The 14744-nt window shown below is 71.7% G+C and carries 13 protein-coding genes and 1 pseudogene; 5 read left to right on the top strand and 9 right to left on the bottom strand.

The window, feature by feature from the left end; translation table 11 throughout:
• Positions 1 to 23: 23 nt before the first annotated feature.
• Positions 24 to 540, bottom strand: a pseudogene (locus tag ACZ4VT_RS08300) (LysR substrate-binding domain-containing protein); the annotation flags it as partial.
• Between the two features lie 53 nt (positions 541 to 593).
• Between ACZ4VT_RS08300 and ACZ4VT_RS08295 the strand changes: the two are divergent.
• Entirely contained in the window at positions 594 to 776 is a 183-nt protein-coding gene (locus ACZ4VT_RS08295; protein WP_467947732.1) for a hypothetical protein, read from the top strand.
• A 119-nt stretch (positions 777 to 895) separates the two neighbouring features.
• Positions 896 to 2926 (top strand): phosphocholine-specific phospholipase C, encoded by a 2031-nt coding sequence (locus tag ACZ4VT_RS08290; protein WP_467947731.1) that lies wholly within the window; start codon positions 896 to 898, stop codon positions 2924 to 2926.
• Positions 2927 to 2945: 19 nt separating this feature from the next.
• On the opposite strand, the gene ACZ4VT_RS08285 is transcribed toward ACZ4VT_RS08290, so the two are convergent.
• Together ACZ4VT_RS08285 and ACZ4VT_RS08280 are read right to left on the bottom strand one after the other, a co-directional pair.
• Positions 2946 to 3479: a GNAT family N-acetyltransferase gene (locus tag ACZ4VT_RS08285; protein ID WP_467947730.1), complete on the bottom strand. Its 534-nt coding sequence runs from the start codon at positions 3477 to 3479 to the stop codon at positions 2946 to 2948.
• Positions 3480 to 3484: 5 nt separating this feature from the next.
• Entirely contained in the window at positions 3485 to 3766 is a 282-nt protein-coding gene (locus ACZ4VT_RS08280; protein WP_467947728.1) for a hypothetical protein, read from the bottom strand.
• 109 nt (positions 3767 to 3875) lie between these two features.
• Here ACZ4VT_RS08280 and ACZ4VT_RS08275 point away from each other — a divergent pair, with 109 nt between their 5' ends.
• Positions 3876 to 4577 carry a nitroreductase family protein gene (locus tag ACZ4VT_RS08275; RefSeq protein WP_467947727.1) on the top strand — a complete coding sequence of 234 codons (702 nt, stop codon included), beginning with the start codon at positions 3876 to 3878 and terminating at the stop codon, positions 4575 to 4577.
• On the opposite strand, the gene ACZ4VT_RS08270 is transcribed toward ACZ4VT_RS08275, so the two are convergent.
• The 4 genes from ACZ4VT_RS08270 to ACZ4VT_RS08255 all read right to left on the bottom strand — a co-directional run bounded on the left by ACZ4VT_RS08270 (position 4561) and on the right by ACZ4VT_RS08255 (position 8516).
• Positions 4561 to 4776, bottom strand: a complete 216-nt coding sequence (locus ACZ4VT_RS08270) for a hypothetical protein (RefSeq protein WP_467947726.1) — start codon at positions 4774 to 4776, stop codon at positions 4561 to 4563. The genes ACZ4VT_RS08275 and ACZ4VT_RS08270 overlap by 17 nt on opposite strands.
• Positions 4776 to 5669, bottom strand: coding sequence for a hypothetical protein (locus ACZ4VT_RS08265; RefSeq protein WP_467947724.1), 894 nt, complete (start codon positions 5667 to 5669; stop codon positions 4776 to 4778). Before ACZ4VT_RS08265 ends, ACZ4VT_RS08270 begins: the two co-directional genes overlap by 1 nt.
• Before the next feature lie 257 nt (positions 5670 to 5926).
• Positions 5927 to 7558 carry an L-glutamate gamma-semialdehyde dehydrogenase gene (pruA, locus tag ACZ4VT_RS08260; RefSeq protein WP_467947722.1) on the bottom strand — a complete coding sequence of 544 codons (1632 nt, stop codon included), beginning with the start codon at positions 7556 to 7558 and terminating at the stop codon, positions 5927 to 5929.
• 31 nt (positions 7559 to 7589) lie between these two features.
• Positions 7590 to 8516, bottom strand: a complete 927-nt coding sequence (locus ACZ4VT_RS08255; protein ID WP_030708400.1) for a proline dehydrogenase family protein — start codon at positions 8514 to 8516, stop codon at positions 7590 to 7592.
• A gap of 159 nt (positions 8517 to 8675) precedes the next feature.
• Between ACZ4VT_RS08255 and ACZ4VT_RS08250 the strand changes: the two genes are divergently transcribed.
• On the top strand, positions 8676 to 10043 hold the full coding sequence (locus ACZ4VT_RS08250; protein WP_467947720.1) for a PucR family transcriptional regulator: 1368 nt from the start codon (positions 8676 to 8678) through the stop codon (positions 10041 to 10043).
• A gap of 590 nt (positions 10044 to 10633) precedes the next feature.
• Here ACZ4VT_RS08250 and ACZ4VT_RS08245 read toward each other — a convergent pair.
• Positions 10634 to 11227, bottom strand: a complete 594-nt coding sequence (locus tag ACZ4VT_RS08245; RefSeq protein WP_467947718.1) for a TetR/AcrR family transcriptional regulator — start codon at positions 11225 to 11227, stop codon at positions 10634 to 10636.
• 89 nt (positions 11228 to 11316) lie between these two features.
• Here ACZ4VT_RS08245 and ACZ4VT_RS08240 point away from each other — a divergent pair, with 89 nt between their 5' ends.
• A complete protein-coding gene (locus ACZ4VT_RS08240; RefSeq protein ID WP_467947717.1) occupies positions 11317 to 12873 on the top strand; it encodes an MFS transporter in 1557 nt (518 codons plus the stop codon).
• A 66-nt stretch (positions 12874 to 12939) separates the two neighbouring features.
• On the opposite strand, the gene serA is transcribed toward ACZ4VT_RS08240, so the two are convergent.
• The gene (gene serA, locus ACZ4VT_RS08235) at positions 12940 to 14529 is read right to left on the bottom strand and encodes a phosphoglycerate dehydrogenase (protein ID WP_467947715.1); all 1590 of its coding nucleotides are present in this window, start codon (positions 14527 to 14529) and stop codon (positions 12940 to 12942) included.
• Between the last annotated feature and the right edge of the window lie 215 nt (positions 14530 to 14744).

Here is a 14744-nt window from a genome sequence, read left to right as displayed (position 1 = left end):
AGGCCCCCTCCCAGCGATCCGTTTCAGCCCCCGCTGGAGCGAAGTTCCCTGATCAGAGCGTGCACGACGAGAGACGGGGCCCATTCCGCCGTAGTGACGTACCCCACCTGTCTCACCGGTTCCCCGGGGCCAGATGGGTGATGCCGACCGCCTCGGTCGCCTCCGTCAGGGACAGCTCGGGCATGATCGCCATGCCGAGCCCGCGGCCGACCATGGTCAGCACATCGCGTCGTCCTCCGCCGTGACCGTCGCCCGCGGGATCCAGTCCTGGGTCCGCCACCAGGAACGTGTGCGGGAACCGCAGTTCTCGTCCCGGTCCATCAGCGGCACACCCTTCGGGTCCGGATGCCAGGCCGGATGGACCAGGGCGGCACTGCGGAACGCGGCGATCCGCAGCACGCCCTCCGCCGCGCCCCGGCCCGCGCTGCGGACCTCCGCACCGAGGACCTCGTACATCCGCAGGATCCGGCGGGCGAGGGCGACGGCCCGCAACCCCCTGCCGGGGCCGTACAACGGGGGCCGTTCCCCGGCCGCGCCCCGCAACCCGCAACCTCTTCGCGGTCGTACACAAGTCACTTCGACTGGAAGGGGTATTGGTTCGCAATCACACCAATCTGCAGGAGGAGCCGCAGGAGTTCCTCGTGCCGCATCTGAGCAGCGGCCGGATCAGCACCGGCACCACCGTTGTCCAGGGCTTCGACCGGACGGTGGGGGCCTTTCCGGGCATGCTCCGCGGGGACGATCCGGGCAAGATTCCGGTCCGGACGGACGGCTGATTCCAGCCACCCTTATGTTCACCGAACTCTTACCGCACGGCTGTAGACCTTTGACTCCGGCGCCGCCACTCTTGCCGTCGATGTGCCAGCGGGGCACTTGAGTTGGAGGCGAGGGGCCAGTGACACCGATCAGCCGCAGAGGTTTCGTGGGAATCGGCGCCGGGCTGATGGCGGGGGCCGCCCTGCCCGCGGCCCTGCCGACGACGGCTGCCGCGGCCGCCGCGACCGGCACCATCACCGACGTGAAGCACGTGGTGATCCTCATGCAGGAGAACCGCAGCTTCGACCACTACTTCGGCAGGCTGAAGGGCGTCCGCGGATTCGGCGACCGCGCCGCCGGCAACATCCCGGGCGGCTGGGGCATGTTCAACCAGCCCAACCGGGGCGGCCGCCAGTACCCGTGGAAGCTCAGCTCCACCCCGCCGGCCGGCGGCGTCGACGGCGAGACCCTGGCCCAGTGCAACGGCGACCTCCCGCACAGCTGGACCTCGCAGCACGCGGCCTGGAACAAGGGCCGGATGGACAACTGGGTCACCGGCGTGGGCAACACCCGCACCCTCGGGTACCTGGACCGCGGGGACATACCGTTCCACTACGGCCTCGCCGACAACTACACGATCTGCGACGCCTACTTCTGCTCCACCCTCAGCGCGACCGGCCCCAACCGCACCTTCCTGTGGAGCGGCAAGATCGACGCCTCCAGCAAGGACGGCGGCGACGAGTCCGGGCTGACCTGGGAGACGTACGCGGAGGCCCTCCAGCGGGCCGGCATGAGCTGGAAGGTCTACCAGAACGCCCAGGACAACTACGGGGACAACGGTCTCGCCTACTTCAAGAAGTTCACGGACGCGGCCCCCGGCAACCCGCTGTGGGACCGGGGCATGGGCTCGGTCCCCAAGGTCACCGGCTCCACCCCGGACGACATCGCGGCCGCGATCCGCGCCGATGTCGTCGCGGGCACCCTCCCCCAGGTGTCCTGGGTCGTCGCCAACGAGGCCTTCTCGGAGCACCCGTACGCCCCGCCCGGCGACGGCGCGCACTTCGTCGACCTGGTCTACCGCGCCCTGGCCGCGAACCCGGAGGTCTTCGACTCCACCGTCCTCTTCCTCAACTACGACGAGAACGACGGCTTCTTCGACCACGTGCCCCCGCCCATCGCCCCGCCCGGCACCCCCGGCGAGTACCTGGACGGCATCCCGATCGGGCTCGGCTTCCGCGTCCCGATGATCGTGATGTCCCCGTGGACCCGCGGCGGCTGGGTGAGCTCGGAGGTCTTCGACCACACCTCCGTCCTGCGGTTCATGGAGCAGTGGACGGCCGCCCTCGGCACCCCGGCCACCTGTCCGAACATCAGCGCGTGGCGCCGGAAGGTGGTCGGCGACCTGACCGGCGTCTTCGACTTCGCGCACCCGGTCTACGGGGTCCCGGCCGGCCTCCCGTCCACCGCCAAGGTCATCGGCCAGTCGACCTGCGGTCCGCTGCCCAACCCGGCGCCCCAGGACAACGCCCTCCCCGCGCAGGAGCCCGGCACCCGCCCGGCGCGGCCCCTTCCGTACCAGGTGAACGGGAACCTGGACCGCTTCGAGTTCGGGGCGGCCGGCAAGATCCTGGCCTGGTTCTCGATGACCAACCAGGGCACGGAGGCGAAGCGGCCCGCGCACTTCTCCATCCACCCGCACCAGCACCGGGACACCGCGGCCTGGCAGTACACGGTCGACCCGGGCGCCACCGGCAGCGACTACTTCAACATCGGCCTCGGCCACGGCTCGGGCAAGTACGACATCTCGATGTACGGGCCGAACCGCTTCCTGCGCCGCTTCATCGGCGACGCCTCGAAGGCGGGCAAGGACATCGAGGTGGCGGCCCGCTTCGCGATCGAGCCGGGGACCGGCAAGACGGCTGTCTACTTCAAGCTGACGAACTCCTCCGCCTCCCCCGTCACCTTCACGATCCGCTCGAACGCCTACCGCACGGACGGCCCCTGGACGTACACCGTCCCCGCGAAGTCCTCGCGCGAGGACTACTTCAACGCCGTGGCCTACGGCAACGGCTGGTACGACTTCACGATCCTGGCCGACTCCGACGGCACCTGGTCGCGCCGCTACACCGGCCACATCGAGTCCGGCGCACCGAGCATCTCGGGCTCGTGATCCCCGCCGCCAGAGCCCGCTAGAGCACGTCCCCGTCCCGCCAGTCGAAGTCGAGCCGCCCGGCCGGGTCCAGCCGGATCCCGCCGGGCGGCACCCAGACGTACGTCGACCCCTCCTCCTCGGGCAGGGGCACCGGCCCGTCGGGCGACAGCGCGCCGACCCGGCCCGGCCACACCGACCAGCCGCGGCCGAGGTAGAGCCCGGCCCCCTCCTCCGACGCCGACAGCGCGCCCAGCACGTAGGCGCCCGCGACGATCCGTTCGAGCTCGGCCATGACCTGCCCGCCGAGGCCCCGCCGCCGCGAGCCGGCCCGTACGGCGACGGCCTCCACGTACCCGGTCCGCAGGGCCCGCCCACCGTGCACGACCCGGCGCTGCACCACACTGCCGTGCGCGACGAGCAGGCCGCCCGCGTCCCGGACCAGCACGTGCATCCCGCCGAGCGCGTGCTCGAAGTCCTCCTCGCCGAAGTCCCCCTCGAAGGCCTCGTCGAGCAGGGCCCGCACCTCGCGGAGCTCGTCGCCGGTCAGCCCGGCGGTGTGTGCGACGCGCACGTCCCTCACTTCTCCAGCCAGTCGGTGTACCAGGTGCGGAAGTCCGGGCTCGCGGGCAGGCAGGTCCCGAAGTCCTGGTCCAGGTGCCAGACTTGGCCGGCCAGCGGCCCGTTGAGGATCAGCCGCGTGTACATGCCGCACCCCTGTTCGGTGAGCATCAGCGTGCCCAGGGTCAGCCCCTCGCGCTCGTCGAACCTCCGGTTCACGTCGAACGGACGGGGTTCCCGGATCGGGCAGGGCGCGGCCAGCCGGCGGGCCCGTACGGCTTCCGCATCCCAGTCGCTCATCCCGCGACCGTACCAAGGACCGCATTGCGGACGCCCGACGCCGTCCCCCGGCCGGAATCGGCCGACGCGGCCCTGGCGGTCTGGACCATTGCCTCGGCAGACTCGCCGCATGTCGCCTCAGATCCAGCAGTGGACCCCGATCCACGGCCAGCCGTACCGCCCCGCCCCCTACCGCCCCGCGCGGATGCCGCAGGAGGAATCCCTCGCGCGGGCCGCCGAGTTGCGGGCCCGGATGGACGAGCGGCGGACCGTACGCCACTTCTCCCCCGACCCGGTACCGGAGCAGGTCGTCCGGGACGCCATCGCCTGCGCGGCGACCGCTCCGTCCGGGGCGCACCAGCAGCCGTGGACCTTCGTCCTGGTCAAGGACCCGGCCGTACGGCAGCAGATCCGCGCGGCCGCCGAGCAGGAGGAGCAGCTGTCCTACGACGGCCGCCTCGGCGACGAATGGCTCGCCGCCCTGCGCCCCATCGGCACGGACGCCGTCAAGACCCACCTCACCGACGCCCCGGCGCTGATCGTGGTCTTCCAGCAGCGCTACTGGCTCGGCCCGGACGGCACGAAGCACAAGCACTACTACGTCGACGAGTCGGTCGGCATCGCGGTCGGCATGCTCCTGTCCGCCCTGCACCTGTCGGGCCTCGCCGCACTGATCCACACCCCGAGCCCGATGCGCTTCCTGAGCCACGTCCTGAACCGCCCGGAGAACGAGAAGGCCTTCGCCGTCATCCCGGTCGGCTACCCGGCCGACGACTGCGAGGTCCCGGACCTCGTCCGCAAGTCCCTGCCCCAGGTCATCGTGGAGGTGTGACGACCTCCCCGGCGGGCGGCTCCGGGAACGGCCCGGACTGCCCGCCGCCGAGCGCTTCCGCGAGCCGCATCCCGATCCGCACCCGGTCCTCCGAGGTCCCCGCGTCCATGGCCGCCCGCACCTGCCGCAGGATCAACCAGTCCCGCACCACCTTGCTCACCCCGAGCACGGCCGCCGTCACGATCGCCGCGGTCAGCATCACCCGTACCTCCGCGCCGAGGCATCCGGGGCGTAGCAGGGCCCCCGCCGCAGGGTGACGAAGGCTCCCCCCATGGCGATCTCGCCGGGGAACCACGGCTGGTCCCGGAGCCGCTCGGGGACCCGGCCCGGCCGCTGCGCCAGACCGCTCCGGCGCAGCCTCCGTTCGAATTCGTCCCGTTCCACGGCGCAGCACCACTCGACGACCAGGTCCCCGCCGCCGTGGGTGTACACGTTCGCCGATCCGTGGGCGGCACCGGCCGCGCCCAGAAGTCGTGGCCGCCTCAGGAGCCTGCTGTTCAGCCAGTCCTGGGCCGCGGCCGATCCGGGATCGGCCCCCGCGCCGGCGCGCTCCCGCAGGTCCGCCGCCTCGGCTGGGTGCGGGCGGTGGCGGTTGCGCCGCCACAGCTGCGTCAGCCCGTCGCCGTGGTCCGGCAGCACCGGGCGCCAGTCCGGGTCGGGGTGCACCAGATGGACGGCGGCTCGGCCCGGCAGGTGGATCAGTGCCCAACCACGCCCCGTCGGGACGATGCGCAGGCCCGGCACTCCGCGGAGTCCGCCGTAGCGCTGGTCGATGCGCGGCAGCACAGTGGCGAGGACCGGATCGGCCATGGCCGGGTGCAGCCCGAGAGCCAGGCCGCCCTGGGCGGGCCGGGCGGAGGTGAAACCGAAGAGCGCCCCGTCACGGAGGTCGCCCTCGCGGAGCCCGTCGGCGAGCTCGGACACCAGGAGCGATTCGAGGGTGCGCTGCGCCTCGTCCTCGGGCTCCGGGACCGGTTGGTGGCGCGTGATCAGGCCGGCTTCGGCCCAGCGGAGGCAGGTGTGGTGCGGCAGGCCCGTGGCCTCGCGGCAGATGGTTGCCACGCGGTGGCGGTTGTCGGTGCGCCTGGACATACGTCTCCCCGGCGTCGTCCCGGCACGGACGCGTAGAGGTCTCGTATTTCCTGGCAAACATCCCACCCCGCACGGGAACTCGCGAGAGCCCTTCGCTCCCTCGGGTAACCGGGCCCGAGTAGTGGAGCGTGTCGCCGTACGCGACAACTGGCCTCAGGCTAGCAGCGGTTGGGGGGTACCGGGGGGCGAAATGGAAACCGCCCCCGCTCCGGACTTGGGGGTACCGGAGCGGGGGCGGGGTTCAGTGGGGCCGGGGATCAGCCCATGTGGGGGTAGCCGTACTCGGTCGGCGCGACCAGGGTCTCCTTGATGGAGCGCGTGGAGGTCCAGCGCTGCAGGTTGGTCGCCGCGCCCGCCTTGTCGTTGGTGCCGGAGGCGCGGCCGCCGCCGAAGGGCTGCTGGCCGACGACGGCGCCGGTGGACTTGTCGTTGATGTAGAAGTTGCCCGCCGCGAAGCGGAGCTTCTCCATCGCGTCCGCGGCCGCGTAACGGTCCGCCGCGATGATCGAGCCGGTCAGGGCGTACGCCGAGACGGACTCCATCTGCGCCAGCATCGCGTCGAAGTCGGCGTCCTCGTAGACGTGGATCGCGAGGATCGGGCCGAAGTACTCGGTCGTGAAGACCTCGTTCTCCGGGTCGGTGCACGCGATGACGGTCGGGCGGACGAAGTAGCCCTCCGAGTCGTCGTAGGTGCCGCCGGCGATGATCTCGCAGGTCGGGTCGGCGATGGCGCGGTCGATCGCGGCCTTGTTCTTCGCGAACGAACGCTCGTCGATGACGGCGCCGATGAAGTTGGTCAGGTCGCGGACGTCACCCATGGCGATGCCGTCGACCTCGGCCGCGAAGGCCTCCTTGAAGCCGTCGTTCCAGATCGAGGCCGGGACGTAGGCGCGCGAGGACGCCGAGCACTTCTGGCCCTGGAACTCGAAGGAGCCGCGGGTCAGGGCGGTCTTCAGGACGGCGCGGTCCGCGGACGGGTGCGCGACGACGAAGTCCTTGCCGCCGGTCTCGCCGACCAGGCGCGGGTAGGACTTGTACTTCTCGATGTTGTTGCCGACCGTCTTCCACAGGTACTGGAAGGTCTTGGTCGAACCGGTGAAGTGGATGCCGGCCAGCTCGGGGTGGTTCAGGGCCACCTCCGAGACCGCGATGCCGTCACCGGTGACGAGGTTGATGACGCCCTTGGGCAGGCCGGCCTCCTCCAGGAGCTCCATCAGGAGGACCGCGGAGTGGGTCTGCGTCGGGGACGGCTTCCACAGGACCACGTTGCCCATCAGGGCCGGGGCGGTCGGCAGGTTGCCCGCGATGGCCGTGAAGTTGAAGGGCGTGATCGCGTAGACGAAGCCCTCGAGCGGGCGGTGGTCGCTGCGGTTCCACACGCCGGCGGAGTTCGCGACCGGCTGCTCGGCCAGGATCTGGCGGGCGAAGTGGACGTTGAAGCGCCAGAAGTCGACGAGCTCGCAAGGGGTGTCGATCTCGGCCTGCTGCGCGGTCTTCGACTGGCCCAGCATGGTCGAGGCGGCGAGCTTCTCGCGCCACGGGCCGGACAGCAGCTCGGCGGCGCGCAGGATGATCGCGGCGCGGTCGTCGAAGGACATCGAGCGCCAGGCCGGGGCGGCGGCGAGGGCGGCGTCGATGGCCTCCTGCGCGTCGCCCTGGGTGGCGTTGGCGAAGGTGCCGAGCACCGACTTGTGGTCGTGCGGCTGGACCACGTCGAAACGCTCGCCGCCGCCCATCCGCTTGACGCCGTTGATCGTCATCGGGAGGTCGATCGGGTTCTCGGACAGCTGCTTGAGCTGTGTTTCGAGCCGCGCGCGCTCCGGGGTGCCGGGGGCGTACGAGTGGACCGGCTCGTTGACCGGCGCGGGGACCTGGGTCACAGCATCCATGGGGCTGGTAACTCCTTGACCTAGTTCTTGGCTAGTTCTTGGTGATCATCGAGCGGAGGAAGAACAGCAGGTTGGCCGGCTTCTCCGCGAGGCGGCGCATGAAGTAGCCGTACCAGTCCGTCCCGTACGCGGTGTACACCCGCATGCGGTGGCCCTCGGCGGCGAGCCGCAGGTGCTCCTCGCTGCGGATGCCGTACAGCATCTGGAATTCGTACTCGTCCAGCTTGCGCCCGGCCTGCCGGGCCAGTTCCTGGCCGATGGCGATCAGCCGCGGGTCGTGGGACCCGATCATCGGGTAGCCCTCGCCCTCCATCAGGATCTTCATGATCCGGACGTACGCCTTGTCGATCTCCGCCTTGTCCTGGTACGCGACCTCGGCGGGCTCCTTGTAGGCGCCCTTGACGATCCGGACGCGGCTGCCGGCGGCGGCCAGGCGCCGGGCGTCGGCCTCGGTGCGGAAGAGGTACGCCTGGATCACGCAGCCGGTCTGCGGGAAGTCCCGGCGCAGCTCCTCGTGGATGGCGAACATCGAGTCGAGGGTGGTGTGGTCCTCGGCGTCGAGCGTCACGGTGGTGCCGATGGCGGCCGCGGCCTCGACGACCGGGCGGACGTTGGCGAGCGCGAGCTCGTGGCCGCCCTCCAGCGCCTGGCCGAACATCGACAGCTTCACGGACATCTCGGCCTTCTCGCCGAGGCCGAGCTCCGCGAGGCGCTCGATGAGCTGGAGGTAGGCGTCCCGGGCGGCGTAGGACTGCGCCACCTCGGTGATGTCCTCGCCCACGACGTCGAGGGTCACCTCAAGCCCGGCCTGCGTGAGCTCCTCGACGATCGGGATGACCTGGTCGACGGTCTCGCCGGGGATGAACCGATTCACCACGGGCTTGGTCACCGGGGCGGCAGAGACGATACGACGCATCTTGTCGCTGCGCGAAGCGGCGAGGATCACGGGACCCAGCACGGGGCACCTCCAGCGGGTGGCAGAAGAAAAGCGCAAGTAAAACCACCGTGAAACCTAAGGATCGCTTTGATCCTCTGCCATCGACAGCTGTCACGCATCCGTGTCCCGGATCTCATACATCTGTCTGAAGAGCCGGTCCCGGGGTGGGAGAATGTTCGGGTGAAGGGCGATTACCAGGACCTGGTGGACGAGATCTCCGCGCTGCTCGGTGCCCCGGCGACCCTGGAGAACCGGGACTTCCGCCTGATCGCCTTCGGCGCGCACGACAGCGATGACGATCTCGCGATGGACCCGGTACGGACCCGCTCGATCCTGACGCGGCAGTCGACGGCGGCCGTCCGCTCCTGGTTCGAGGGCTTCGGCATCGCCCGCGCCACCGGCCCCGTCCGGATCCCGGCGGCGCCCGACGCGGGGGTCTTCCGGGGGCGGATCTGCCTGCCGGTGCGGTTCCGGGGCATCGTGCAGGGCTACGTATGGCTCCTCGACCAGGAGCCCGGCACGCCCGGCCCCGATCAGGCTGCCCTGGCCGCGGCCATGGAGGTGGCCCAGCGGATCGGGGTGCTGCTCGCCGAGGAGGCGAAGGCCGGGGCTGACCTGTCGCGGGAGTTCCAGGCCGTGCTCACCGCGGGGCGGGGCTGGCAGCAGGACATGGCCGTGGCCGCGCTGCGGGTCGCCCTCGGCCCGGGCGGCGACGGGCTGCACGCGGCGGTGTGCGTGGCGCCCTGGTCCGGGGAGGCTCCGGCGTCGGTACCGGGCGCGGCGGCCGTGTGCCTCGTACCGCGGCGGGGCGGGGGCGGGGACGAAGCGGGGGCGGCGGGCGACCCGGCTCTGGCGGTGCTGCTCCGGCTGCGCTCGACGGACGCGCTGACCCCGGCCCTGACGGCCGTGGCCCGGCTGCTGCCGCGCGCGGCGGAACCGGCGCGGACGACCGGAGCGGGCGCGGCGGCCGCGGCAGGTGGAACGGGCGGCGCGAGCGGAACGGGCACGGCGGCCAAGGCGGCGGCCGGGTCGACCGCGGCGGCCAAGGCCAGGGCCGCGCCCACGGCCGCCAAGGCCAGGGCCGCGCCCGCGGCGGCCAAGGCCGGGGCCACGCCCACGGCCGACCCCGCCCGCCGGATGACCGCGGGCGTCGCCGACCCCGTCCGGGGTCTCGCGGAGCTGCCCGCCGCCTGGGAGCAGGCCGTGGCGGCGGCCCGGGCGGCCGTCGCGCAGCCCCGGCTCGGCCCGGTCGCCCAGTGGTCGGCGATCGGCCCGTACCGGCTGCTCGCGACCCTCGCCGCCGACCCGGTGGACGATCCGGCGGCGCGCGCCCTGCTGACCCCGGCCCACCGCGAACTCGCCCGCACCGCGGAGGTGTTCCTGGACTGCGCCGGCCAGGCGGGCCGCGCGGCGGCGGCCCTCGGCATCCACCGCCAGACCCTCTACTACCGCCTCGCCCGGGTGGAACAGCTGACCGGGCTCGATCTGGACGAGGGCGAGGACCGCCTGCTGCTCCACATGGCCCTGAAAGCCGCCCGCCTGACGTAGGGAATGTCGGGGCCCGGCCGTCGGCCGCCCAGCGTCGCGCACAGCGTTGGCCTTCCGGTCAGCCGACCCCTTCCGCACCGGACCGGTCCGCCACGCAGGCGGGTGAGCGTGCTGCCGTCGGGCCACCGGACCGGGGTGGCCGGCGGCGGCGTGGGTGGCAGTTCGGCGCGCAGGACGAAGCTCTTCCCGATGTACGCGTGTCCTCCCCGGAGCGGAAGCCGCCCGGCGGCTGCCAGTCCTGCTCGTCCAGCGGGTGGAAGCCCTCGCGCCACTGCCGGAGGGCCGCCGAACCCTCCCAGGCGGCGGCCACCTGCTCCATCCGCTGACGGATGGTCGTCCGGGTGTCCGTCCGGGTCTCCGGCCCGTGTTCACGGGGGTGCCCTCGTGCGCGCCGCGCGGCGCACCGCAGGCGGCCGTCAGGAGCACCGCCGCCAGAGCGCACCTCACCGCGCCCGACCGCGTCGGCGCTCCCCCTGTCCTTGTTCTCGCCCCTCCGGCTCCCGCTCGCGCTGCCGCCCTGGCGACTCCCCCTCGTCCCGGGCCGATTCGGGGGTGGTGCGGGGCGTTCCCGAGGGTGGTTCCCGCTCCGCTTACTCCGCGTTCTCGGGGTCCCGGGGGCGGATCATCGCCTCGGCGGCCCGGCGCATGCCCTCGGTGAACTCCTCCGCCGTGGCCGCCGACTCCGGGTCGAACAGCCACTGGATCATCAGGCCGTTCAGCAGCGCCTGGTAGAAGGTGCCCAGCGTGCGCACGTCCCGGTCGTCGAGCTGGTCCTCGGGAGTGCCGGTCAGCATGGAGATCAGGCCGCGGCGCCCCTCGGCCTGCGAGGCCGCGAGCATGGCGCGCAACTCCGGCCGCTGGTCCCTGCCGAGCGCCACCTCCAGGCTGGCCGCCCAGACCGGACCCGACGCGTCGTGCTGGGCGAGGACGCCCTCCCAGAGCGCGCGGAACCGCTCCAGTGAGCCGCCCTCACCGTCCAGGCCGGCCTGGAAGACGGCGCCCCAGTCCTCCATCAGGCCGATGAAGGCCTGGGTGAGCAGGGCGTCCTTCGAGCCGTAGTGGTAGCCGATGGACGCCAGGTTGGTCCCCGAGGCGCTGACGATGTCGCGCGCGGTCGTGCGCACGAACCCCTTCTCGACCAGGCACTTCTTGGCGCCTTCGAGCAGATCTTCGCGATGTCCCATGGCCACACGGTAGCAAGACAACCGTCTGAGACAACAGTTCTATACAATCGTCATAGACAGACGTTTAAGACGTATGTATATTCCTGCTCATGACAACTCCCGTCGCCCCAGCGCGACTTGCCGGCCGCCGCGAATGGACCGCTTTCACCGTCCTCCTGCTGCCCCTCCTCCTGGTGTCGATGGACGTCTCCGTCCTCTACTTCGCCATCCCGGCCATCACCGACGAGCTCGCCCCGAGCGCCACCCAGCAGCTCTGGATCTTCGACAGCTACGCCTTCGCCCTCTCCGGCCTGCTGATCACGATGGGCTCCCTCGGGGACCGGATCGGCCGCCGCAAACTGCTGCTGATCGGCGCGGCCGCCTTCGGCATCGCCTCGATCGGCGGCGGCTACGCCACCAGTGCCGACATGCTCATCGCCTGCCGCGTCCTGCTCGGCATCGGCGGCGCGACCCTGATGCCGTCCACGCTGGCCCTCGTACGGAACCTCTTCCAGGACGACAAGCAGCGCGGCAAGGCCATCGCCATCTGGTCCGGGGCCATGACCGGCGGCATCGCCCTCGGCTCGGTGCTCAGCGGTGTGATGCTGAACCACTTCCGGTGGGGCTCGGTCTTCCTCGTCAACGTGCCGGCGATGCTGCTCCTGCTGCTCCTCGTCCCGGTCCTGGTCCCGGAGTTCAAGGACCCGGCCCCCGGCCGCTTCGACCTGCTGAGCGTCCCGCTGTCCATGGCCGCCGTGCTGCCGGTCGTCTACGGCCTCAAGGAGATCGCCGCCGAGGGCTTCGAGCCGCTCTACGTGGGCTGCCTCGCCGTCGGTTTGGCCTTCGCGTACGTCTTCATCCGCCGCCAGCGCACCCGTGACGACGCCATGATCTCCCGGGCCCTCTTCCAAGGCCGCGGCTTCGGGGCGGGCATCGCGCTGAACACCCTCTCCGCCTTCGCCGTGATGGGCTCGGCCTACTTCACCACCCAGTACCTCCAGTCGGTGCTCGGCATGGGCACCCTGGAAGCTGCCCTGTGGAGCCTCGCCCCCTCGGTCGTCATCGGCGCCGCGGCCCCCGTCTCCGCCGCCCTCGCCCAGAAGGTGGACCGGGGCTACGTCATCGCCGGCGGGTTCGTCCTCGCCGCCGCCGGGTTCATCCTGTTCGGCCTCGTGGGCACCGACTCCCTGTGGCTGGTCCTGATCGGCGCCGGGGTGCTCTCCTCGGGCGTCGTCGCCGTGATGTCGCTGGTCTCCGACATGGCGCTCGCCGCGGCCCCCGCCGAAAAGGCCGGCTCCGCCGCCTCCCTGCTGGAGACCGGAGCGGAGTTCGGCGGCGCCCTGGGCATGGCGGTCCTCGGCAGCCTGGGCACCGCGGTCTACCGCGGCGACCTGGCGGGCTCCGAGCCCGCCGTGCGGGAGACCCTCGGCGGGGCCGTGGCCACCGCCCACCGGATCGGCGGGGAGGCGGGCGAGCAGGTCCTCGCCCTGGCCCGGGAGGCCTTCGTCCACGGGATGCAGTACGCGGCCTGGGGCGGCGCGGCGCTGCTGCTCGGGGCCGCCGTGCTCGCCGCGGCTCTGATGCGGGGCATCGAAACCCCGGCCCCGGCCGGGGCGGAGCAGGCCGAGGTGGCGGAGGGCGACGTGCCGGTGCCGACGTACAAATGATCGGGACGGCGCGGAACGTGAAAGGGCCCGGGGGAATCCCCCGGGCCCTTCGTCGTGTCACACGGGTCAGTCGAGGCTGACGGTACGCGCCGAGACGGCGCCGATCTCGGCGGAGATGTCCGCGAGGACGTTCGCCGGCACCTCCGCGTCGACGGTGAGGACGGCGAGCGCCTCGCCGTGCTCCTCCGCACGGGCGACCTGCATGCCCGCGATGTTCAGACCGGCCTCGCCGAGGACGCGGCCGACGGTGCCGACCACGCCGGGGCGGTCGGTGTAGCGCAGCACGACCATCTGGTCGGCGAGCGCCAGGTCCACGTCGTACTCGCCGATGCCGACGATCTTCTGGAGGTGCTTCGGGCCCGCGAGCGTGCCGGAGACCGAAACCTCCTGACCGTCCGACAGGGTGCCGCGGACGGTCACCACGTTGCGGTGGTCCGGGGACTCCGAGCTGGTGGTCAGGCGCACCTCGACCCCGCGCTCCTGTGCGAACAGGGGGGCGTTGACGTAGGAGACCGTCTCGTCGACGACGTCCTCGAAGACACCCTTGAGCGCGGAGAGTTCGAGCACCTTGACGTCGTGCTGGGTGATCTCTCCGCAGACCTCGACGTCGAGGCGGACCGCGACCTCACCCGCGAGGGCGGTGAAGATGCGGCCGAGCTTCTCGGCGAGCGGCAGGCCCGGACGGACGTCCTCGGCGATGACGCCGCCCTGGACGTTGACCGCGTCCGGCACGAGCTCGCCGGCGAGGGCCAGCCGCACCGACTTGGCGACCGAGACACCGGCCTTCTCCTGGGCCTCGTCCGTGGACGCGCCGAGGTGCGGGGTGCAGACGACCTGGTCGAGCTCGAAGAGCGGGGAGTCCGTGCAGGGCTCCTTCGCGTACACGTCGAGGCCGGCGCCGGCGACGCGGCCCTCCTTGATGGCCGAGTACAGCGCGGCCTCGTCCACGATCCCGCCGCGGGCGGCGTTGACGATGCGGACGGAGGGCTTCACCTTGTGCAGGGCCTCGTCCCCGATGAGACCGAGGGTCTCGGGGGTCTTGGGCAGGTGCACGGTGATGAAGTCGGCGACTTCGAGGAGCTCGTCCAGCGTCAGCATCTTGACGCCCATCTGGGCGGCGCGCGCGGGCTGTACGTAGGGGTCGTACGCGACGATCTTCATGCCGAAGGCCGACATGCGCTGCGCGACCAGGACGCCGATGCGGCCGAGGCCGACGACACCGAGGGTCTTCTCGCTGAGCTCGACACCCGTGTACTTGTTCCGCTTCCACTCACCGTTCTTCAGGGCGGTGTTGGCCTGCGGGATGTTGCGGGCGGTGGCGACGAGCAGACCGCAGGCCAGCTCGGCGGCCGTCACGATGTTCGAGGTCGGGGCGTTGACGACCATCACGCCGGCCTTGGTGGCGGCGGCGACGTCGACGTTGTCCAGACCGACGCCGGCGCGCGCGACGACCCTCAGCTTCTTGGCGACGGAGATGGCCTCGGCGTCGACCTTGGTGGCGGAGCGGACGAGGATCGCGTCGACGTCGACGATCGCGGGCAGCAGCTCCGCGCGGTCGGCACCGTTGACGTGCCGGATCTCGAAGTCCGGACCGAGCGCGTCCACCGTGGCGGGCGACAGCTCTTCGGCGATGAGTACGACAGGTTTCGAGCTCACGTGGGTCATCCTCACAAGTCCAGTGCGGACGGCCGTCCCGACGGCCGCAGGCGGTGGAGGGGGTAGCCGCGTGGAAGACGCACGACACTGTGGGCCTGACGCGTATGTGTTGAGCAGTGTAGTGGCGCTGACGGACCGGATTTCCGCCTGTACGGAAGGATCACCCTTCCGGGGTTGGCCGTGTTGGACAAGCGACGCGCGGCGGGGCCGGGACA

It is taken from the genome of Streptomyces sp. NPDC029164, from assembly GCF_055563995.1.
This window is presented reverse-complemented; position numbering and strand designations above follow the sequence as displayed.

What these genes read in the sequence shown, in the direction of transcription:
- ACZ4VT_RS08280 (WP_467947728.1), bottom strand. Translation starts at nt 3,766, where the DNA reads ATGAGCGACTGGGATGCGGAAGCCGTACGGGCCCGCCGGCTGGCCGCG.
- ACZ4VT_RS08275 (WP_467947727.1), top strand. Translation starts at nt 3,876, where the DNA reads ATGTCGCCTCAGATCCAGCAGTGGACCCCGATCCACGGCCAGCCGTAC.
- ACZ4VT_RS08270 (WP_467947726.1), bottom strand. Translation starts at nt 4,776, where the DNA reads ATGCTGACCGCGGCGATCGTGACGGCGGCCGTGCTCGGGGTGAGCAAG.
- ACZ4VT_RS08265 (WP_467947724.1), bottom strand. Translation starts at nt 5,669, where the DNA reads ATGTCCAGGCGCACCGACAACCGCCACCGCGTGGCAACCATCTGCCGC.
- pruA (WP_467947722.1), bottom strand. Translation starts at nt 7,558, where the DNA reads ATGGATGCTGTGACCCAGGTCCCCGCGCCGGTCAACGAGCCGGTCCAC.
- ACZ4VT_RS08245 (WP_467947718.1), bottom strand. Translation starts at nt 11,227, where the DNA reads ATGGGACATCGCGAAGATCTGCTCGAAGGCGCCAAGAAGTGCCTGGTC.
- ACZ4VT_RS08240 (WP_467947717.1), top strand. Translation starts at nt 11,317, where the DNA reads ATGACAACTCCCGTCGCCCCAGCGCGACTTGCCGGCCGCCGCGAATGG.